General features: G+C 69.5%; 16 protein-coding genes. All 16 read left to right on the top strand.

Annotation, left to right across the window (positions count from 1 at the left end; all coding sequences use genetic code 11):
- The first annotated feature begins 129 nt into the window (after window positions 1–129).
- The 16 genes from rpoC to GTY96_RS11440 all read left to right on the top strand — a co-directional run bounded on the left by rpoC (window position 130) and on the right by GTY96_RS11440 (window position 19,952).
- Complete coding sequence (gene rpoC, locus GTY96_RS11515) at window positions 130–4,338, top strand: DNA-directed RNA polymerase subunit beta' (RefSeq protein ID WP_143901310.1); 4,209 nt, start codon at window positions 130–132, stop codon at window positions 4,336–4,338.
- A 176-nt stretch (window positions 4,339–4,514) separates the two neighbouring features.
- Complete coding sequence (locus GTY96_RS11510; protein WP_201755975.1) at window positions 4,515–4,976, top strand: hypothetical protein; 462 nt, start codon at window positions 4,515–4,517, stop codon at window positions 4,974–4,976.
- A 101-nt stretch (window positions 4,977–5,077) separates the two neighbouring features.
- The gene (locus tag GTY96_RS11505; protein WP_143901298.1) at window positions 5,078–5,428 is read left to right on the top strand and encodes a phasin family protein; all 351 of its coding nucleotides are present in this window, start codon (window positions 5,078–5,080) and stop codon (window positions 5,426–5,428) included.
- Window positions 5,425–6,186 carry a lytic transglycosylase domain-containing protein gene (locus tag GTY96_RS11500; RefSeq protein ID WP_161664704.1) on the top strand — a complete coding sequence of 254 codons (762 nt, stop codon included), beginning with the start codon at window positions 5,425–5,427 and terminating at the stop codon, window positions 6,184–6,186. Before GTY96_RS11505 ends, GTY96_RS11500 begins: the two co-directional genes overlap by 4 nt.
- A 171-nt stretch (window positions 6,187–6,357) precedes the next feature.
- Window positions 6,358–7,044 carry a hypothetical protein gene (locus GTY96_RS11495; protein WP_143901294.1) on the top strand — a complete coding sequence of 229 codons (687 nt, stop codon included), beginning with the start codon at window positions 6,358–6,360 and terminating at the stop codon, window positions 7,042–7,044.
- Window positions 7,045–7,077: 33 nt separating this feature from the next.
- On the top strand, window positions 7,078–7,542 hold the full coding sequence (locus tag GTY96_RS11490) for a social motility and stimulation tgl protein (protein WP_143901292.1): 465 nt from the start codon (window positions 7,078–7,080) through the stop codon (window positions 7,540–7,542).
- A 23-nt stretch (window positions 7,543–7,565) separates the two neighbouring features.
- Window positions 7,566–8,324: a social motility TPR repeat lipoprotein Tgl gene (gene tgl / locus GTY96_RS11485; RefSeq protein WP_161664703.1), complete on the top strand. Its 759-nt coding sequence runs from the start codon at window positions 7,566–7,568 to the stop codon at window positions 8,322–8,324.
- Between the two features lie 21 nt (window positions 8,325–8,345).
- Window positions 8,346–8,732, top strand: a complete 387-nt coding sequence (locus GTY96_RS11480) for a helix-turn-helix domain-containing protein (RefSeq protein ID WP_143901288.1) — start codon at window positions 8,346–8,348, stop codon at window positions 8,730–8,732.
- A gap of 9 nt (window positions 8,733–8,741) precedes the next feature.
- Window positions 8,742–9,476, top strand: a complete 735-nt coding sequence (gene recO / locus GTY96_RS11475) for a DNA repair protein RecO (protein ID WP_143901286.1) — start codon at window positions 8,742–8,744, stop codon at window positions 9,474–9,476.
- 29 nt (window positions 9,477–9,505) lie between these two features.
- Window positions 9,506–10,531, top strand: a complete 1,026-nt coding sequence (locus tag GTY96_RS11470) for a carbohydrate kinase family protein (RefSeq protein WP_143901284.1) — start codon at window positions 9,506–9,508, stop codon at window positions 10,529–10,531.
- A 78-nt stretch (window positions 10,532–10,609) separates the two neighbouring features.
- A complete protein-coding gene (locus GTY96_RS11465; RefSeq protein ID WP_143901282.1) occupies window positions 10,610–11,902 on the top strand; it encodes a DNA polymerase beta superfamily protein in 1,293 nt (430 codons plus the stop codon).
- A complete protein-coding gene (locus GTY96_RS11460; protein ID WP_201755974.1) occupies window positions 11,899–12,687 on the top strand; it encodes a nucleotidyltransferase domain-containing protein in 789 nt (262 codons plus the stop codon). Before GTY96_RS11465 ends, GTY96_RS11460 begins: the two co-directional genes overlap by 4 nt.
- 105 nt (window positions 12,688–12,792) lie before the next feature.
- Window positions 12,793–15,075 (top strand): serine/threonine-protein kinase, encoded by a 2,283-nt coding sequence (locus tag GTY96_RS11455; protein WP_161664702.1) that lies wholly within the window; start codon window positions 12,793–12,795, stop codon window positions 15,073–15,075.
- 89 nt (window positions 15,076–15,164) lie between these two features.
- The gene (gene glyQ, locus GTY96_RS11450; RefSeq protein WP_143901278.1) at window positions 15,165–16,157 is read left to right on the top strand and encodes a glycine--tRNA ligase subunit alpha; all 993 of its coding nucleotides are present in this window, start codon (window positions 15,165–15,167) and stop codon (window positions 16,155–16,157) included.
- Window positions 16,147–18,255 (top strand): glycine--tRNA ligase subunit beta, encoded by a 2,109-nt coding sequence (gene glyS, locus GTY96_RS11445; RefSeq protein ID WP_143901276.1) that lies wholly within the window; start codon window positions 16,147–16,149, stop codon window positions 18,253–18,255. Before glyQ ends, glyS begins: the two co-directional genes overlap by 11 nt.
- 167 nt (window positions 18,256–18,422) lie before the next feature.
- Complete coding sequence (locus GTY96_RS11440; protein WP_161664701.1) at window positions 18,423–19,952, top strand: YncE family protein; 1,530 nt, start codon at window positions 18,423–18,425, stop codon at window positions 19,950–19,952.
- Window position 19,953: the final 1 nt, after the last annotated feature.

The raw sequence follows: 19,953 nt of genomic DNA, 5'->3' as shown, positions 1-19,953 counted from the left end.
TTTTCAAAGAAGCCGGTGCGCCCGCCTGACCGGCTGGCTGCTTCCTCGTAGGGGGAGCGGCTGGCCGGGTGCAGGGCGGGGGCCCGAAACGTTTGGCGCCTCGGGCGCTCATAAGTTTTCGGAGGCAACGTGAAGGACATTTTCAACTTCTTCGAGAAGCCGAAGGACCCGCTGTCGTTCAACGCCATCCGCATCGCGCTGGCGTCGCCCGACAAGATCCGCCAGTGGTCGCACGGCGAGGTGAAGAAGCCGGAGACGATCAACTACCGCACCTTCAAGCCGGAGCGGGACGGGCTCTTCTGCGCCCGCATCTTCGGGCCGGTGAAGGACTACGAGTGCAACTGCGGCAAGTACAAGCGCATGAAGCACCGTGGCGTCGTGTGCGAGAAGTGCGGCGTGGAGGTCATCCAGTCCAAGGTGCGCCGTGAGCGCCTGGGACACATCACGCTGGCCACGCCCGTGGCCCACATCTGGTTCCTCAAGTCGCTGCCCAGCCGCATCGGCAACCTGCTCGACATCACCCTCAAGGAGATGGAGAAGGTGCTGTACTGCGAGAGCTACATGGTCATCGACCCGAAGGCGACGCCGCTGCAGCGTGGCGAGCTCGTCTCCGAGGAGAAGATGCACCGGCTCTTCCAGGAGCACGGCGAGGACTCGTTCACCGCGGGCATGGGCGGCGAGGCCGTCCGCGAGATGCTCAAGTCCCTGGACGTGGAGAAGCTGTCCGAGGAACTGCGCAAGGACATGCGCGAGACCACCAGCGAGGCGAAGCGGAAGAAGTACGCCAAGCGCCTGAAGGTGGCCGAGGCGTTCCGCGTCTCCGGCAACAAGCCGGAGTGGATGATGCTGGATGTCATCCCCGTCATCCCGCCCGACCTGCGCCCCCTGGTCCCCCTGGACGGCGGCCGCTTCGCGACCTCCGACCTCAACGACCTGTACCGCCGCGTCATCAACCGGAACAACCGCCTCAAGCGGCTCCAGGAGCTGAACGCGCCGGACATCATCATCCGCAACGAGAAGCGGATGCTCCAGGAGGCCGTGGACGCGCTGTTCGACAACGGCCGCCGCGGCAAGACCATCACCGGCCCGAACAAGCGGCCGCTGAAGTCGCTGTCCGACATGCTCAAGGGCAAGCAGGGCCGGTTCCGTCAGAACCTGCTCGGCAAGCGCGTGGACTACTCGGGCCGCTCCGTCATCGTCGTGGGTCCCGAGCTGCGCCTGCACCAGTGCGGCCTGCCGAAGATCATGGCGCTCGAGCTCTTCAAGCCGTTCATCTACAACAAGCTCGAAGAGAAGGGCTACGTCACCACCATCAAGTCGGCGAAGAAGATGGTGGAGAAGGAGCGTCCGGAGGTCTGGGACATCCTCGAGGATGTGATCCGCGAGCACCCGGTGCTCCTCAACCGCGCCCCCACGCTGCACCGCCTGGGCATGCAGGCCTTCGAGCCCGTCCTGATTGAAGGCAAGGCCATCCAGCTGCACCCGCTGGTGTGCGCCGCGTTCAACGCGGACTTCGACGGCGACCAGATGGCCGTGCACGTGCCGCTGTCCATCGAGGCTCAGATGGAAGCGCGCGTCCTGATGATGTCGACGAACAACATCCTCAGCCCCGCGAACGGCAAGCCGATCATCGTCCCGACGCAGGACATGGTGCTCGGCATCTACTACATGACGCGCGCCCGCGAGTTCGCCAACGGCGAAGGCCGCGTGTTCGCGTCGCCGGACGAGGTGCGCGCCGCATACGACCACGGTGAGGTCCACCTGCAGGCCAAGGTGGTGTGCCGCATCGACGGCAAGCGCAAGGAGACCACGGTCGGCCGCGTGCTGCTGTGGGAGGTCGTGCCGCGCCGCGTGGGCTTCGACGCCATCAACAAGGTGCTCGACAAGAAGTCGCTCGGTAACCTCATCGACCTCTGCTACCGCCTCACGGGCGAGAAGGAGACGGTGCTGCTGGCGGACCGCGTCCGCAGCGCGGGCTACTTCCACGCGACCCGCGCCGGTATCTCCATCGCGCTCAAGGACATGATCATCCCTGCGAAGAAGCAGGAGTTCCTGGACTACGCGCGCAAGGAAGTGTCGGAGATCGAGAACCAGTACCTGGAAGGCCTCATCACCGACGGTGAGCGCTACAACAAGGTCATCGATATCTGGGCGGAGATCACCGAGAAGGTCGCCCAGGAGATGATGCAGCAGATCTCCCAGGACGAGGCCTCCGGGGACGTGGACGGCAAGCGCGTGACGCGCAAGCAGCCCTCGTTCAACCCCATCTACATCATGGCCGACTCCGGCGCCCGCGGCAGCGCCCAGCAGATCCGCCAGCTGGCGGGTATGCGCGGCCTGATGGCCAAGCCCTCCGGCGAAATCATCGAGACGCCCATCACGGCCAACTTCCGTGAAGGCCTCTCCGTGCTCCAGTACTTCATCTCCACGCACGGCGCCCGCAAGGGTCTGGCGGACACGGCGCTCAAGACGGCCAACTCCGGTTACCTCACCCGCCGTCTCGTGGACGTGGCGCAGGACGCCATCATCAACGAGTACGACTGCGGCACCATGGACGGTCTGTTCATTGGCGCGCTGGTCGAGGGCGGCGAGATCATCGAGCCGCTGGGTGAGCGCATCCTGGGCCGCGTGGCCCTGGACGACATCCTCGACCCGGTGACGGGCGAGGTGCTGGTGCGCGCCAACGAGGAGATCGACGAGGACCGCGTCCGCCGCATCGAGAACAGCGGCCTGGACAAGGTGAAGATCCGCTCGGTGCTGACGTGCCAGGCCAAGCGCGGCATCTGCGTGGAGTGCTACGGCCGTGACCTGGCGCGTGGCCGCAAGGTGTCCGTGGGCGAGGCCGTGGGCGTCATCGCGGCGCAGTCCATCGGTGAGCCGGGTACGCAGCTCACGATGCGCACCTTCCACATCGGTGGCGCGGCGACCCGTCGCGCGGAGCAGTCCAGCCTGGAGAACCGCTACGCGGGTTCCGTGAAGTTCGCGGGCCTGAACACGGTGCAGAAGGCGGACGGCACGCTGGTGGCCATGAACCGCAACGGCGAGATCGTCATCGTCGACGAGTCGGGCCGCGAGCGCGAGCGCTACCAGATCATCTACGGCGCCCGCATCCTGGTGAAGGAACACCAGAAGCTGGAGCCGGGCGTGCTCCTGGCCGAGTGGGATCCGTTCGCCATCCCGCTGCTCACGGAAGTGGGCGGTGTCGTGCGCTACGAGGACATCATCGAAGGCGTGACGATGTCCGAGACGCTCGACGAGGTGACGGGCCTGTCGCGCAAGACGGTCATCGAGTCCAAGGACCCGGAGGCGCGCCCGCGCGTCACCATCCGCGACGCGTCCGGCAACGTGAAGGATCTGCCGTCCTCCAGGAACCAGGCGAGCTACTTCCTGCCCCAGGGCGCGATCATCACCGTGAACGACACGGATGAGATCTCCGCGGGCGAGGTCATCGCCAAGGTGCCGCGCGAGACGACGAAGACCAAGGACATCACGGGCGGTCTGCCCCGCGTGGCCGAGCTCTTCGAGGCGCGCAAGCCCAAGGACGCGGCGGCGATCGCGGAGATCGACGGCGTGGTGTCCTTCGGCAAGGACACCAAGGGCAAGCGCAAGCTCATCATCACCCCCGAGGTGAGCGGCGAGCAGCGCGCGGACCTGGCCAAGGAGTACCTGATCTCCAAGGGCAAGAGCATCAACGTCCACTCCGGCGATCGCGTGAAGGCCGGCGAGGCGATGATGGACGGCGCGGCCAACCCGCACGACATCCTCAAGGTGCTGGGCGAGAAGGAACTCGCGCGCTACCTGGTGGACGAAGTGCAGGAGGTCTACCGACTGCAGGGCGTGAAGATCAACGACAAGCACATCGAGACGATCGTCCGGCAGATGCTGCGCCGGGTGCGCGTCACCGACGTGGGCGACACCAACTTCCTGGTCGACGAGCAGGTCGAGAAGTGGGTGTTCGAGGAGGAGAACGAGAAGGTCATGTCCGAAGGGAAGCGCCCGGCCGTGGGCGAGCCCCTGCTGCTCGGCATCACGAAGGCGTCGCTCTCCACCGAGTCGTTCATCTCCTCGGCGTCGTTCCAGGAGACCACCAAGGTGCTCACCGAGGCCGCCATCAACGGCAAGGTGGACTACCTGCGCGGCCTCAAGGAGAACGTCATCATGGGCCGGCTCATCCCCGCCGGCACGGGCCTGCCGAACTACAAGCACCTCGACATCGAGGTGGAGAGCCCCACTGACGAGGTCAACGAGATGGAGGCCGCCCTGGCCGCCACCCACGGAGACGCCCCGCTGACCCCTCCGCCGTCGCGGCCGGACACCCGGTCCACTGACGTCGCCTAGTGCCTGCTCGGAGCGTCCCTGACGCTTCCTGAGCCAGCCGCCGTCCTGGTGTCATGCCGGGACGGCGGCTTTCTCGTTTTGCACACTTCACATTCTGTCGCCTTGACACCATGTCGCGGTGCGTTATGTTGACGCATCACGTTATGAGACCCGGAACAGCCGGGGGGGAGCACGACATGGCGACGACGAGTGCGAAGGCAGCGGAGAAGACGGGCGTCACGCAGAACGTGGAGGCCTACCTGAAGGGGCGGTTCACGCAGGCGCAGAAGCGCTTCGAGGGCCTGGAAGGGGAGGCGAACAGGGCCTTCCGGGCGCTGGAGACGCGGGGCCAGGTGGCGGCGAAGGAGGTCCAGGCCCTGTGGACGAAGGTGCAGGCCGGTGAGCTGCGCGTGGATCCGCGGGTCGTGGAGCTGAGCAAGAAGGTGGACGCGGCGGGCGCGGAGCTGCGCAAGCGGCTGGACGGGCTTCAGGCGAAGGTCGTGGAGGCGGTGGGAGTTGCCAGCCAGTCCCAGGTGGAGCAGATCACCCACGAGCTGGGTCGCCTGTCGAAGAAGCTGGATGTGCTCCTCAAGCCCACCCGGCGTCCCCACCCGGCGGCCAAGAATTCGGGCGGCGCGGCGTCTTCTCCGCGGGCCTGAGCAGCGTTTTCTTCACCCATGGGGTGTGCTTAGGTCGCAGACCCCCTTTGAATGCCCCGGGTTCCCTCCAAGAGGGCCTGGGGTACTCCCGGAGCGACTTCATGGACAACAACACCGAGGCCCCCCGAGAGAAGACCTCCGTGGCGGAGGCATTCGAGCGGATCTGGAGCCAGGCGCTCCTCGCGGTGAACACGGCGGAAGAGGAGGCTTCCCGCGCGGTGCAGCGCGTGGCCTCCGTGGCGGGTTGGAGCCAGGACGAGGTGAAGCGCCAGGCCCGTGAGTTCTCCGACCGCCTGGCGGGGCACCGCAAGGACCTGGAGCACAACGTGGAGGAGCGGGTCCGTACGGCCCTGACCCTCCTGAAGCTGCCGCGCCGCGAGGAGTTGCAGGCGTTCGGCGCCCGCCTGGAGCGTCTGTCCGAACGCATCCAGGCCCTGGAGCACCGCAAGTGAGTGGACCCGCCGCCTCGGGCGGCAGGTCGCTGGGGACGCGGTTCTTCGCGGGGCTGCATGCCCTGAGCAGTGGGTGCTCCCGGCTCCCCTTGCTCGCGGGTGTGGCGCTCGTGGTGTCCGCGCGGGTGGTGCCTCTCCTGGAGGAGCCCACCCCCCAGCCCGTGGTCCCCGAGGTGGTGGGGATGGAGTCCGCCTCCGAGGAGGCGGTCCTCATCGACGCGGTGCTGGCCAAGCGGGCCCCGGATCTGGGCCTCACGTTGCGCCGGCGGTTGGGGCAGGCCATCGACGAGGAGTCCCGCCGCACGGGGTATGACCCGCTGTTGGTGCTGGCGCTCATCGACGTGGAGTCCGACTTCGAGGAGGAATCCATCTCCGAGAAGGGGGCCCGGGGCCTGATGCAGATCAAGCCCAGCACGTTGCACTTCCTGGCGGAGAAGGAAGGGCTGAGGCTGTCGCGCGAGGAAGTGGTGTCCGACCCGGCCGTCTGCGTGCGCCTGGGCATCCGCTACCTGCGCTCGCTCCAGGGGCGTTTCGGCGGAGACCTGGACCTGGCGCTGATGGCGTACAACGCCGGCCCCACGCGCATCCGGGACGCCATGCGGGCCGGGGAGCTGGAGAAGTTCCGCCGCTACCCGCGTGCCGTGCGGCGCGACTTTCGCCGCTTCCGCGAGGGCCACGGCCTGGGCGGGGACTGGGCGCTCGCGCAGCGGGAGCTGCCTCCCGAAGCGTCTGGCGCGTCTCCGACCGCGGCGCCCTGAGCCCTCGTCCGAGTCCGCTGGACGGGGGTGAGGAACACGGGCCCCGGGGTGAATGTTCGGGGCGGCGGTGCGCTCCATGGTGGGCCACACCCGCCTTGTCCCGCTCCCCCGGGTGCGCTAAGTCGTTGCAAGCCCCCGGGACTGTTGAGGATTCCCTGGAGGAATGCCCCCATGCCCCGCTCGTCCGACCGCATCGCGCTCACCCTCGTGGCTTCCCTCGTTCCCGTGCTGGCCCTGGCTGGCTCGGTGTTCTTGAACGGTGTGAACATCGACGGCGTGAAGAACCAGCGCTTCGAGAAGGCCACCGTCCGCATCGACGCGGAGGGCAATGTCCACATCGACGCGCCGGGATACGCCGCTCGCGTGACGACCGTGACCCCCACGCCCTCGACGCCTCCCGCCACGCCTCCGCCGCCGGCCGCCACGCCTCCGGACGCGGGCGTTGCCCAGGCCCCCGCGCCGGCCGCGGCGCCCACTCCTCCGGCTTCCGTGCCGGGCCGAATCTCGCAGCGCTACTGGCTGGTGACGGAGCAGACGACGCCGGGGATGACGGACTTCGACATCGACGTGTATGTGAACTCGCGCTGGCTGCGCCGTTTGCGCAATAACGAGGACCAGGTGGTGATGGACATCACCAGTCAGTTGCGTCCCGGTCCGAACGCGGTGACGCTGATGGCCCGCAAGGTCGTCGCGGGGAGCCGCCGCAGCAGCTCTCCCGGGAACGTCTTCAAGGTGATCATCGGCGAGGGCAACGAGGGTGGCGGCAACGTGATGATTGACACGCCCCTCATCCGCTTCCAGAAGACGGCTGCGGACGCGCAGGACGCGACCGAGGAGTTCACCCTCACCACCCGCTGAAGGTGGGGCGGGCGCTCAGGAAGGGAGACGACGGTGTTCACCATCGACGAGCGCTACCGGGGCCTTCCCGCGAGCCGCGACCAGGTGCTCGCGCTGCACCTGGCCCTCAACACTCCGCACGTGGCCATCCCCGGCAAGCAGGCGGGGCCCGCGCAGGCCTTCGTGGTGGGGCTTCGGGGCGGGCAGGGCGCGGGCGTCTTCGTGTACCTGTACCTCGTGGAGGCGGGCGACTGCGCGGTGTACGTGTCCGGCCGGCGCATCCAGTCCGCGGATGAGCTGCGCGAGGACGAGGACGACGCGCTCGCGTTCGTGGAGTCGCTGGGCTTCATGATGGACAACGCGAACTGGCGCGCCGCGGCCCCCGCGCAGCAGGACGAGTGGCTCAAGACGCTGCCCGTGTTCTTCCGGGAGCCCACGCTCGTGCCCGCCGTGAAGGCCCGCGCCGAAGAGAAGCGCAACGTCGCCACCACCCTGGGCCGCTTCCTGGCCGCGTTCTGAACCTCCATCCCGGATTGGCACCCATGTTCCGCATCGCTTCCTCCAGCTTCCTCGCGCTCGTGCTCGCTTCCGCGGGCTGCGCGCACGTCCCCACGGAGAAAGAGCGCCGGAGTTCGGAGATCTATTACGACCTGGGCGTGCAGGCGCAGCAGCAGGGCCACGTGCAGGACGCGCTCGCGGAGTACCAGAAGGCGCTGGCGCAGAACCCGGACAACCCAGAGGCCCACAACGCGGTGGGCATCCTCCTGCACCTGTCCTTCCGGCGGCTCGATGAGGCGTCCTCCCACTACGAGCAGGCCCTGAAGCTGCGGCCGACCTTCTCCGACGCGCGCAACAACCTGGGCAACCTGCGCCTGGATCAGGGCCGCTACGACGACGCCATCAAGCTGTACGAGGAGGCGCTCAACGACATGCAGTACCGCTTCGGCTTCTCCGCGCAGGGCAACCTGGGCTGGGCGCTGTACAAGAAGGGCGATACGTCGAACGCCCTGCAGAACATCAAGGCGGCCATCACCACCAATCCGGACTTCTGCATGGGCTACCGGAACCTGGGCATCATCTACGACGAGACGGGCAAGACGGAGGAGTCCTGCCGGCAGTTCGGGAACTTCCGTGAGAAGTGCCCGGACGTCGCGGAGGCCTACCACCGCGAGGGTGTGTGCCAGGCGAAGCTCGGGCAGGTGGAGTCGGCGAAGAAGGCGTTCGCGGGCTGCGAGGCGAAGGCCCAGCCCTCCGAGCAGGTGCTGAAGGACGATTGCCGCTCACTGCTGGAACACCTCTAAGCCAGGGGGCGCTGAGAGACCGTGGATCACGTCGACTTTGGCAAATACCTCAGCCAGCAGCGCGAGCTGCGCGGCATGTCTCGCGAGGACGTCTCCCGGGAGACGAAGATTCCCCCCAGCCTCGTCGCCGCGCTGGAGGCGGGACAGGTGGAGCGGCTGCCCGAGCGCGTGTTCGTGCTGAACTACATCCGCGCGTACGCGCAGGTCATCGGCCTGTCGCCCGAGGAAGCGGCGCTGCGCTACGAGGAGGTGGACCGGGCGGTGCCCGCGCCGTCGCCCGTGCAGCTGGAGAAGGAGCGGCGCAAGCGGGCGTACGTCGTCCTGGCGGTGCTGCTGGCGGTGCTGCTCCTGGGCGCGGTCCTGTTCCTGATGGTGTCCGGGAAGCTTCCGTCTCCCGTGGCGCGTTGAAGGGGGATCATGGAGCGGTACGCCGACGATGCGTTCGTGCTGTCCACGGTCGACTACGGTGAGTCCGACCGGCTGGTGACGCTGCTGACGCGCGAGCACGGCAAGCTGACCGCGTTCGCGGCGGGGGCACGCAAGAGCAAGCGGCGGTTCGCGGGCGCCCTGGAGCCGTTCATGCGTCTGCGCGTGCAACTGGTGGAGACGCGCGGCAGCACGGTGCGGTTGGACTCGGCGGACATCGTCGCGGGCTTCTACGCGGCGCGCGAGGACCTGTCCCTCATCGCCCGGGCGCTGTACGCGGTGGAGCTGTGCCGCGAGCTCACGCGCGACCATGAGCCGCATCCGGAGCTGTTCCAACTGGTGGAGGGCTATCTGCACCGCCTGGACGCGAAGGAGGCCGGCCCCACGTCGCTGCTCGCGTTCGAATTGGCGGCGCTGGCGCAGGCAGGGCTGATGCCTCGCTTCGACTCCTGCTCGCTGTGTGGTGGACAGCCCGGTGAGCGTCCGCGGTTCGACCAGGGCCACGGCGGTGCCGTGTGCGAGCCCTGCGGCGGACGCGCGCGCGATTCGGTGGCGGTACCGGTGGCGCTCCTGTCCGGCCTGCGCTCGCTCCAGGAAGGCGCGCGCACGCCGCTGCCCGCGGACCTCCGGGCCCGTGCACGCGGGCTGCTCAACGTCTTCATCGCGCACCACCTGGGCCGCAAGCTCAAGAGCGTGGACTTCATGGCCCAGGTGGGCCTGGACTGACGGCGCGCGCGCTCCCGAGGGGAAGAGTCATGCACGAGGCCGGATCGCTGGACGTGGTGTGTGTCGGCGAGACGCTGGTGGACTTCCTTCCCGTGGCGGGCGGCGCCTCGCGCGTGCGGGACGTGGAGGCATGGCGGCCTTCGCCCGGGGGCTCTCCGGCCAATGTCTCCGTGGGGCTCGCGCGGCTGGGGCTGCGCTCGGCGATGGTGGGCGTGGTGGGCGCGGACGAGTTCGGCCACTTCCTGAGGGAGCGGCTGGCGGCGGACGGCGTGGACGTGAGCCGCCTGCGGCAGGTGGACCACGCGCGCACGGGCCTGCTGTTCGTTTCCCTGGATGCTCGCGGCGAGCGGACGTTCACGTACTTCCGGACGCGTTCAGCGGAGTTCCTGCTGGATGACTCGGACGTGGATGGGGACTTCGTGCGGTGCGCGAAGGCGGTGCACTGCGGCTCCAACTCGCTGCTGCTGCCGGAGGCGCGTGAGGCCATGGTGCGCATGCTCACCCTGGCGCGCGACGCCGGGATGCTGGTGAGCTGTGATCCGAACCTGCGGTTGCACGTGTGGAGCCAGCCGGAGGAGCTGCGAGTCCTCCTGGGGCGCATGCTCCCGTTGTGCACGGTGGTGAAGCTGTCCGAGGAAGAGGTGTCCTTCGCGACGGGGGCGACGACGCCCGAGGACGCCCTGCGCGTCCTGGCGGGGCAGGGCGTGCGGCTTCCGGTGGTGACGCTGGGCGAGCGCGGGGCGGTGTTCCTCTGGCGCGGCGAGGTCATCTCCATTCCCGCGCCCCAGGTCACGGTGGTCGATACGACCGGCGCGGGTGACGGCTTCGTGTCCGCGATGCTTCACGGACTGGTGCGCTGGTACGGCGATGCGCGTTCGCTGGAGGACGCGACCCGCGAAGAGCTGAGCGCGCTGATGGCCTTCGCCGCCAGCGTGGGGGCGAGGGTGGTCACGAAGCTGGGCGCGTTGGCGGCACTGCCCCTGGCGTCCGAGGTGGAGGGCCTCCTCCCCGTGCGACCGCCCCGGCCCGACGCCGCGCGACGCGCCGCGCGCTGACGGGAAGCGCCGTGCCGGGTCAGGCTCCCGTGGTTCACTGCGTCCACCGTGGCCCACCCACCCAAGCAGGAGGGACCGATGAGTGACCCGCGAGCTGATGCCGCTTCCTCCACCGCCGCGAGGGTCCGGGGCCTGGAGCAGATCGACCGGCTGTCCGTGCCCCTTCCGCACGGCACCGAGGTGACGACGCGTGTGGAGCGAGTGGCCTCGGCGGGGCGCCGCATTCCGCAGGGCGTGGTGGGCCGCGTGGTGCGCGCGCATGACGGTGGGTTCGACGTGCAGATCGTCGGCGTGGGCGAGGTGTGGTTCGCGCGCGACGAGCTGGTTCCCCGGCGCATGGGCCAGGTGCAGTTCGCCCAGCGGCGAGAGGCGGCCTGGGGCGCGCTGCGGCCGTGCGTGGTGCTGGAGACGCGGGTGGGCAGCCACGCCTGGGGGCTCGCGGACGAGCGCTCCGACGTGGATGTGCGCGGCGTGTTCGCGCTGCCCTTGTCGTGGACGCTGGGGCTCGGGGAGCCTGCGCGGGACCTGGTGAGCGCGGACGGCAGCACCACGTACTGGGAGGTGCGCAAGGCGGTGGAGCAGGCCCTGCGCGCGGATCCAAACACGCTCGAGACGCTCTTCGTCCCGGGCGCGACGGCGGTGGACACCCTGGGCGAATGGGTGCTGGAGGCGCGCGAGGCGTTCGTCTCCAAGGCCATCTTCGGCAGCTTCGGGCGCTATGCCATGAGCCAGCTCGACAAGCTCACGCGAAGCCAGCGGCTGGCCGAGCACCGGGACCTGCTCCTCGCGTGGCTGTGCGAAGATCCCACGCCGGACCTGGACGAAGTGGCTCGGCGCCTGGCCGCAGTGTCTCCACGCGCCGCACCCTCGCCCGAGGACGCGGTGCTCGCGGCGAAGACATACGTCAAGCAGCTCTATCGCTCGCTGTGGGATCAGGGACTGCTCGCCGCCAACGACTTCGCGGCGCTCACGGTGTACGCGCGAGGTGGCGGCCAGCGCCCTCCCTCCGCGCGGGAGCTGCGGCCGAAGAACGCCTACAACCTGCTGCGGCTGGTGGCCCTGGCCACGGGTTGGCTGCGGGACGGTGTCCCCACCTTCGAGGCGACGGGGCCGTTGAAGGCGCGGCTGCTCGACATCAAGGGGGGACAGGTGCCCCTGGAGGACGTGCTGCGCGACGCGGAGGCGATGGCGCCCGAGCTGGAGGCCGCGCACCGGGAGAGCCGGCTGCCGGAACATCCGGACTACGCCCGCGCGGACCGGCTGCTGCGCAAGGTGGGGGACGAGGTGGCTCGGCGTTGGGTGTTGAAGACCCCTGGGCCCTTGGGCCGCGACGCGCCGGAGGCCCCGGCGCTGGAGGGAGGAGCGGAATGAAGGGCATGGTGACGGAGCATCAGGCACGCATGGCGGACAGGGTGCTGGACGAGGAGTCCCTCCAGCGCGAGCACCTGGTCATCACGCTGTCTGGCGCGCATGCGTACGGCTTCCCCTCGCACGACAGCGATCTGGACCTCAAGTCCATCCACATCGCACCCACCGCCGCGCTCCTGGGCCTCCAGCCCCGGCACGTGCCGGCGGAGCGCCTGGAGGTGCGGGAGGGCGTGGAGGTGGACTACTCGTCCAACGAGCTGCAGCCGGTGCTGCTCGGCATCCTGCAGGGCAACGGCAACTACATCGAGCGGGTGCTCGGCGCCGTCACCGTGCGGGCGCTGCCGGAGCTGGAGGCGCTGCGGCCTCGGGTCCGGGCCGTCCTGTCGCGGCGTGTCCACCGGCACTACCGCGGCTTCGCGCAGGGGCAGCTCCGCGAATGGGAGAAGAGCGGCTTTCGCTCCGCGAAGAAGCTGCTGTACGTGCTGCGCACCACGCTCACCGGGACGCATCTGCTGCGCACGGGCGAAGTGGAGACGGACGTCACCCACCTGCTGGAGCCGTATGGCTTCGCCGAAGCCCGCGCGCTGGTGGAGCGCAAGCAGCGGGGGGAGCACATCGAGCTGTCCGACGCGCTCAGCGAGCAGTGGCAACAGGGGGTGACGCGCGCCTTCGCGGTGCTCGACGAGGCGGACGCGTCCTCCACGCTGCCGCTGGAGCCCCCCGCGTCGGCGGTGGCGGCGCTCGAGGCCTGGATGCTTGACGTGCGGCGGCAACGGTTCGGCGCCTAAGCGGCTTTCCCCGGGCTCCTGAGCCGTTTGGGGGGGAGGGCCTGTCCGTCCAAGAGAAGACGAGCATCGACCTGGGGGGGCGTGACAGGTAACATCCCCCGGGCCATGAGCACGCAGGGAGGCGCCGGAGAAGATCCCGACCGGGGGCGGCGCATCGGAAAATACGAGATCCTCACCCGACTCTCGATGGGCGGGATGGCGGAGTTGTTCCTCGCGTTCACCTCCGGTCCCGGCGGCTTCCGCAAGTTCGTCGCGGTGAAGCAGATCCTCCCCGACATCAAGAAGGACGACCAGTTCGTCAAGATGTTCCTCGACGAGGCGCGCATCACCGCCGCCTTCTCGCACGCGAACATCGGACAGGTGTTCGACCTGGGTGAGGAGGACGGCGAGCTGTACCTCGCCATGGAGTTCCTGCCCGGTCAGAACCTGGAGCAGGTGGTGAAGATGGCGGCCCGGCGCAACTACGCGCTGCCGCTGGGCTTCAGCGCCCGCGTGATGCGCGACACGTGCCTGGGGCTGCACTACGCGCACCACTTCATGGATCCGTCTGGGCGGCCCGTGGCGGTGGTGCACCGCGACGTGTCCCCGAAGAACGTGATGATCACCTACGACGGCGTCGTGAAGGTGATCGACTTCGGCATCGCCAAGGCGCGCGGCAAGCTGGGCCGCACGCAGGTGGGCACGGTGAAGGGAACCAGCGGGTACATGTCCCCGGAGCAGGTGCGGGGACAGGGCCTGGATGGCCGCAGCGACCAGTTCTCCGCGGGCGTGATGTTCCATGAGCTCGTCGCCGGTCAGCGGCTGTTCAACGCTCCGGGCGAGGCCGCGGTGATGATGCAGATCGTGGACGGGGAGATTCCCGCGCCGCGCTCGCTCAACGCCACGCTCCCGGAGGCGATTGAAGCGGTGGTGCTCAAGGCGCTCTCGCGCGACGCGGCCCAGCGCTTCGGCACCTGTCGGGAGATGGCGCGCGCCATCGAGGCCACGCTCGGCGCCGAGCTGTTCGACGAAGATCAGATGACCGCCGTCATGGGCGAGCTCTTCGAGGAGAAGCGTCAGAAGACGCGCACCCTCCTGGAACTGGCCAGCCGCGCCGAGGACGCCCGCGTCAGCGAGGCCGCCGGTGCGCTTCAGGTGGAGGAGGGCACGGATCAGGCGGCGGCCGCCACCACCGCGCAGGTGAAGTCGCCGCACGCGGACGCCCCGCCCTCGGAGGCCGCGGCGTCCTTCCGTCCCACGCCCGTGCGCCGCACCGCGGCCGAGTCCCCGACGCCCGCCCCTCGCGCGACCCCGCGTCCTTCCGCCGACGGGGCGTCGCGCGTCAACACGCCACCGATGACGCCGCGTGCGCAGCGGCCCGCGGGCGCTGAAGCGGCTCCCATCCCCCGGGTGGTGCGTCCTCCCGCGGACAGCGCGCGGCCCGCCAGGGCACGTCCCTCGGCGCGCCCGGAGGCCGCCGAGGCCCGGAACGCACCCCAGGCCGACGCGCTGCTGGATCCCCCCAGCGATCTCCAGACGCAGCGCTTCCGCACCCGGCCGGCGCGCGGGGGCACCCGGCCCGCGCGTGGGGCCGGGGAGGCCGCGGACGCGGCACCGGAGGCTCCACCGCAGCGCTCCAATTGGGGCATGCGCCTCGTGCTGCTCCTCATCCTGGGCGGCGTGGGCTACCTGGCGACGCTGGAGCCGGTGCGCCGCCTGTTCATGCCCGCGTTCGACTCCGCGAAGCAGTGGGTGAAGGCGGAGCTGGATCCGGCAGCGCCCGTGGATCCCAGCGCGACCGCGGAGTGGCCCCCCAAGCGGTCCGGTCCTCCGCCGGGCTTCGTCGCGAAGACCGAGCCCGAGAAGCCGCCGCAGCAGGAGACTCCTCCGGCCCCCCCGTCCGAGCCCGTCGCGGAGGCGGAGACCCCGACCGCCGACGCGAAGAAGGGCGCCGCCGGCAAGGGCGCCCGCAAGGCGAAGCCGGGCAGCTCTCCCGCGAACTGGGTGGCCCCCGCCGACAAGCCGACGGTCGCGAAGGTCGACCCGAAGCCCACGCCGGCCGCGCCCACCGTGGCCCCACCCCGTGTGCCGGAGCCTGTCACCACGGTCACGCAGACGGAGGCCCCGGAGGTGCTCGACACGACCACCGCGAAGGGCGCGGCGAAGGCGGGCCTGGGCTGGCTGACGCTCTACACGGTGCCGAAGAACGCCGCGGTATTCGACGGCGCGACGCAGCTGGGCACGTCCCCGCTGACGAAGTTCCCGCTCCCCATCGGCACCTACCGCCTGCGCATCGTGGACCCTCAGGACCCCGGCGGAACGAGCAAGCTGTTGTCCGCTCCCATCCGTCCAGGGGAGGTGACGAAGCTCCAGATTCGACTGGCCGACCTCCCGGCCTATTCGGACTGATGCCCGTCCTTGACGCTCCTGGACCCCCTCACTAGGGTCCGCCGCGTTCAGCCTCCGCCTTCGACGCACTGCGAGAAGGACTCGCCATCATGTATTTCCAGGACCTCATCCTCACGCTCCAGAAGCACTGGGCCGACCAGGGATGCATCGTCACCCAGTCGTACGACACGGAAGTCGGCGCGGGCACCATGGCCCCGTACACGTTCCTGCGCGCGCTCGGCCCCGAGCCGTGGAACGTCGCCTACGTGCAGCCCTCGCGGCGCCCCGCAGACGGCCGCTTCGGTGAGAACCCGAACCGCCTGTTCCAGCACCACCAGTTCCAGGTCATCCTCAAGCCCGCGCCCAAGAACGTCCAGGAGCTGTACCTGGAGTCGCTGCGGAAGATTGGGATGGATCCGCTGGAGCACGACATCCGCTTCGTGGAGGACGACTGGGAGTCGCCGACCCTGGGCGCGTGGGGCCTGGGCTGGGAGGTGTGGTGTGATGGGATGGAGGTGACGCAGTTCACCTACTTCCAGCAGTGCGGTGGCTTCGACTGCCGCCCGGTCGCCGCGGAGCTGACGTACGGGCTCGAGCGCCTGACGATGTACCTGCAGAACGTCGAGAACGTCTTCGACATCGAGTGGGTCAAGGGCGTGAAGTACGGCGAGGTGTTCCACGCGAACGAAGTGGAGATGAGCAAGTACGCCCTCCACGAGTCGGATCCGCAGATGCTCTTCGCGCTGTTCGACGCGTACGAGAAGGAGTGCAAGCGCCTCATCGAGCGCCACCTTCCGCTGCCCGCGTACGACTTCGCGCTCAAGTGCTCGCACACGTTCAACCTGCTGGACGCGCGCGGCGCCATCTCCGTCACCGAGCGCGCCAACTTCATCAAGCGCGTGCGCGACAACGCGCGCCTGTGCGCGGAAGGCTATCTCCAGATGCGCGAGCGCCTGGGCTTCCCGCTGACGAAGACGCCGTGGACCGTGGGTGAGCAGCCGCCGGTGCTGGAGGGCAAGCCCGCCAGCGACTACTGGAAGACGGTGCAGCTCAACAAGCCGGTGGAGAAGAAGGAGAAGGGGGAGGTGGCCCGTGGCGCGTGATCTGCTCCTGGAAATCGGTGCCGAGGAGATCCCGGCGTCGTTCATCGTCCCGGCCTTGGAGGACCTGAAGCGCGTCCTCTCCGAGCGCATGGCCGACGCCCGCCTGAAGCACGGCGAGGTGCGCACGTTCGGTACGCCGCGCCGGCTGGCCGTGTGGGTGCGCGGCGTGGCGGACGCGGGCGAGGACGTGACGAAGGAGGTGCTGGGGCCCAGCGCCAAGGCCGCCTTCGACGCGCAGGGCAAGCCCACCAAGGCGGCGGAGAAGTTCGCCGAGAGCCTCAAGCTGTCCGTGGACGCGCTCGGGCGCACGACGACGGCCAAGGGCGAGTACCTCTCCGCGCGCGTGGAGGAGAAGGGCCGTCCCGCGGAGGCCATCCTCCAGGACGCGCTGCACACCGCGGTGCATGGCATCAACTTCAAGAAGTCCATGCGCTGGGGTGACGTGGACACGGCGTTCGCGCGTCCGGTGCAGTGGCTGGTGGCGCTCCTGGGCGACACGGAGCTGCCCGTGGTGCTGGGCGACGTGAAGGGCGGACGGACCACCCATGGCCACCGCTTCCTCGCGCCCGGTCCCATCGCGCTGAAGTCGCCCGCGGACTACGAGGCCACGCTGGAGAAGGCGCACGTGCTGGCGGACATCGGCAAGCGCCGTGCGTCGCTGGTGGAGAAGGTGAACGCGGCCGCGAAGGCAGCGGGTGCCCGCCTCCTGGAGGACGAGGGGCTGGTGGATCAGGTGACGAACCTGGTGGAGCTGCCGAGCCCCGTGGTGGGCAGCTTCGAGGCGCGTCACCTGGACCTGCCGCCCGAGGTGCTGGTGCAGGAGATGAAGAGCCACCAGCGCTACTTCTCGCTGACGGACGAGAAGGGGAAGCTGCTGCCGCTCTTCATCGCCGTGTCCAACACGCCGGTGCGCGACGAGCAGCTCTCCCTGCGCGGCTATCAGCGCGTGCTGGCCGCCCGGCTCGCGGACGGACGCTTCTTCTTCGACGAGGACCGCCGGACGCCCCTGGGCGACCGCGTGGAGAAGCTGGGCCGCGTGGTGTGGCAGAACCAGCTGGGCACGTACCTGGACAAGGTCGAGCGCTTCCGCGCGCTGGCCGTCTGGCTGGCGCAGGCCACGGGCAGGGCAGGGGAGGTGGCCACGGTGGAGCGCGCCGCCACGCTGTCCAAGGCGGACCTCGTCACCGGCATGGTGGGCGAGTTCCCGGAGCTCCAGGGCGTGATGGGCCGCGAGTACGCGCGCGCGGGCGGCGAGCCCGAGGCGGTCGCGCTGGCCATCGCCGAGCACTACCTCCCCCGCGGCGCCGAGGACGCGCTGCCGACCCAGGACGCGGGCGCGCTCATCGGCCTGGCGGACCGGCTGGACTCGCTGTGCGGCATCTTCGCCATTGGCAAGGCGCCGTCGGGCGCGGCGGATCCGTTCGCGCTGCGCCGCGCGTGCCTGTCCATCATCCGCATCGTGCTGGGGCGCGGCTATCGCTTCAGCCTGTCGGCCGCGGTGGATGAGGCGCTGCGCCTGCTGGCCCCGAAGCTGGCCAACGTGAAGCGCAAGCCGGGCGAAGCGGCGCCGCGCGAACAGGTGCTGGAGTTCTTCCGCGGACGCCTCAAGGCGCTCTGGGGCGAGCAGCACCGCACGGACGTCGTGGAGGCGGTGCTGGCCGTGGGGTTCGATGACCTCGTCGCGGCGAAGAAGCGCCTGGAGGCGCTGAGCGTGCTGGTGGGCCACTCCGACTTCCAGCCGCTGGCGGCGGCGTTCAAGCGCGTGGTCAACATCGTGGAGAAGCAGGGCAAGGACGTGGCCGGCGGGCAGACCAACCCGCAGCGCTTCACCGACGAGCCGGAGAAGAACCTCCACACCGCCTTCACCCACGCGCGGGACAAGGTGGGCGAGCGGGTGCGCGCGGATGACTTCGCCGGGGCCCTCAAGGAGATCACCGGCCTGAAGCCCGCCGTGGACACCTTCTTCGACAAGGTCATGGTGATGGCCGAGGACAGGGACCTCAGGGAAAACCGCATCCGGTTCCTCACGGAGATTGGCGCCCTGTTCAACCAGGTGGCGGACTTCTCCAAGATCCAGGCCGAGGCCGCGGCCGCCTGAGGCCCGCGGACCGCTTCAGCGCCGGAGCGCGCCCGTTCCCCAGCCAGGGGAGCGGCGCGCGCTCGCGTGCGGGGGCCGGATGTCGTCCGGTGGGCGGCCGGGGAATAGATACCCCCCTATTCAGTTGCCCGGGGCAGGGCGGCGTTCCTAGACTCCGCCCCCCTCTGATGCGCCTCCATTTCCTGACCCCCGCGCTGTTGTTCTTCGCGGCGTGTTCGATCGAATCCGACCCGAACCCGCCTCCCTCCACCCGCTTCGTGTACCCCAGCGGGGTGGCGTTCTGGCGCCCTCCCACGGCTGGGGGGCCCACGAACAGCAACGGATACCTGTTCGTCGCGAACGCCAATTTCGACAACTGCTACGACTCCGGGTCGGTGGTCGCGCTGAACCTGGACTCGCTGAGCGCCCAGGTGGACGGACAGTCGGTTCTGGTGCCCCGGCTGGGCGCCCCTGTCGCCGCCTCCCCGCTCGCCTTCGAGGACCTGACGACGGGCGACGAGTCGCTGGTCCAGATCCGCAGCTTCGCGGGGAAGCTGGGCCTGTGGATCAACCCGCTCAACGGGCTGCCCCGCTTGTTCGTCCCCTCGCGCGCGGAGGGCAACAACCTCTACGCGGTGGACGTGGGCGTGGCCGAGGGCGGCAAGCCGGTGCTCAACTGCGTGCAGGGCGGCGAGGACTGCCGCACGGGCGCCCTGTCCCTCACCAACGACATCCCGGCGTCGCTGCGCACGGAGGGGCTGCCGGACCTGCCTCGCGCGCCGTCGCCCATTGGCGTGACGGTGGATGACGCGAGCGGCACGCTGTACGTGACGCACTCGGAGGCGGCGGACTCGCCCGCCAAGTCGAGCAAGAACTTCGAGAGCTACCTGGCCACGGTGAAGCTGGACAACCCCACCCGCGACACGCTGGGCTTCATTCCGCTGTCGCCCACCGGCTTCCTGTATGGCGGCTCGGATGCGGTGACGGTGGGCGCGGGCTACCTCTACGTGACGGGCCGCAACTTCGTGGCCGGCGTCAACGGCACCGTGGGCGCGAACTTCGTGCTGCGGCTGGTGGACAAGTTCGACACCGGACGCATCCTGGAGCCCAACCTGCAGTCCGTGTACCGCATCCGCGAGGCGCGTGCGGCGCGCGTGGTGCCCCGGCCGGTGACGGCGGCGGAGCTCGCGGTGCGTCCGAACCTCGTGCGCGAGCGGCTCTACCTGCTGGCGCGCGGACCCGACACGCTCCTCACCCTCGACTTCGACTACGACGCGCCGCCCGGCGCCATCGCCACCCAGCCCGTCTTCCGGGTGGTCTCCGCGGTGCCCATGCCGAACGGCGTGAGCGACATGCAGATCATCAACCGGACGGCGTCACCGAGCGACCCCGACAGCCACATCGTCGCGGTGACGAGCACCGGCGACAGCGCGGTGTCCTTCTATGACGAGGGGCTTGGCCAGGTCGTCGCGCAGGTGCCGCTGGTCAACGCGCAGAACCAGGGCAGCAACCCGTCGCAGGCCTTCGGCCTGACGGTGGACAACCCGGTGGGCGTGAACTCGGCGCGGCTGTTCGTGACCAACTTCGGGGACGGGCAGGTGGCCATCGTGGACATCCCCGACCTCGCGCGTCCCCAGGACGCGAGGCTGGTGGCGAAGCTGGGCACGCAGCAGCAGCGCGATCCGAACCAGGGCACCAGCGTGTGCCAGGAGAACTGAC

The organism is Corallococcus silvisoli (genome assembly GCF_009909145.1).
Lineage (GTDB): Bacteria > Myxococcota > Myxococcia > Myxococcales > Myxococcaceae > Corallococcus > Corallococcus silvisoli.
This window is presented reverse-complemented; position numbering and strand designations above follow the sequence as displayed.

What these genes read in the sequence shown, in the direction of transcription:
- GTY96_RS11510 (WP_201755975.1), top strand. Translation starts at nt 4,515, where the DNA reads ATGGCGACGACGAGTGCGAAGGCAGCGGAGAAGACGGGCGTCACGCAG.
- GTY96_RS11505 (WP_143901298.1), top strand. Translation starts at nt 5,078, where the DNA reads ATGGACAACAACACCGAGGCCCCCCGAGAGAAGACCTCCGTGGCGGAG.
- GTY96_RS11495 (WP_143901294.1), top strand. Translation starts at nt 6,358, where the DNA reads ATGCCCCGCTCGTCCGACCGCATCGCGCTCACCCTCGTGGCTTCCCTC.
- tgl (WP_161664703.1), top strand. Translation starts at nt 7,566, where the DNA reads ATGTTCCGCATCGCTTCCTCCAGCTTCCTCGCGCTCGTGCTCGCTTCC.
- recO (WP_143901286.1), top strand. Translation starts at nt 8,742, where the DNA reads ATGGAGCGGTACGCCGACGATGCGTTCGTGCTGTCCACGGTCGACTAC.
- GTY96_RS11470 (WP_143901284.1), top strand. Translation starts at nt 9,506, where the DNA reads ATGCACGAGGCCGGATCGCTGGACGTGGTGTGTGTCGGCGAGACGCTG.
- GTY96_RS11465 (WP_143901282.1), top strand. Translation starts at nt 10,610, where the DNA reads ATGAGTGACCCGCGAGCTGATGCCGCTTCCTCCACCGCCGCGAGGGTC.
- GTY96_RS11460 (WP_201755974.1), top strand. Translation starts at nt 11,899, where the DNA reads ATGAAGGGCATGGTGACGGAGCATCAGGCACGCATGGCGGACAGGGTG.
- GTY96_RS11455 (WP_161664702.1), top strand. Translation starts at nt 12,793, where the DNA reads ATGAGCACGCAGGGAGGCGCCGGAGAAGATCCCGACCGGGGGCGGCGC.
- glyQ (WP_143901278.1), top strand. Translation starts at nt 15,165, where the DNA reads ATGTATTTCCAGGACCTCATCCTCACGCTCCAGAAGCACTGGGCCGAC.
- GTY96_RS11440 (WP_161664701.1), top strand. Translation starts at nt 18,423, where the DNA reads ATGCGCCTCCATTTCCTGACCCCCGCGCTGTTGTTCTTCGCGGCGTGT.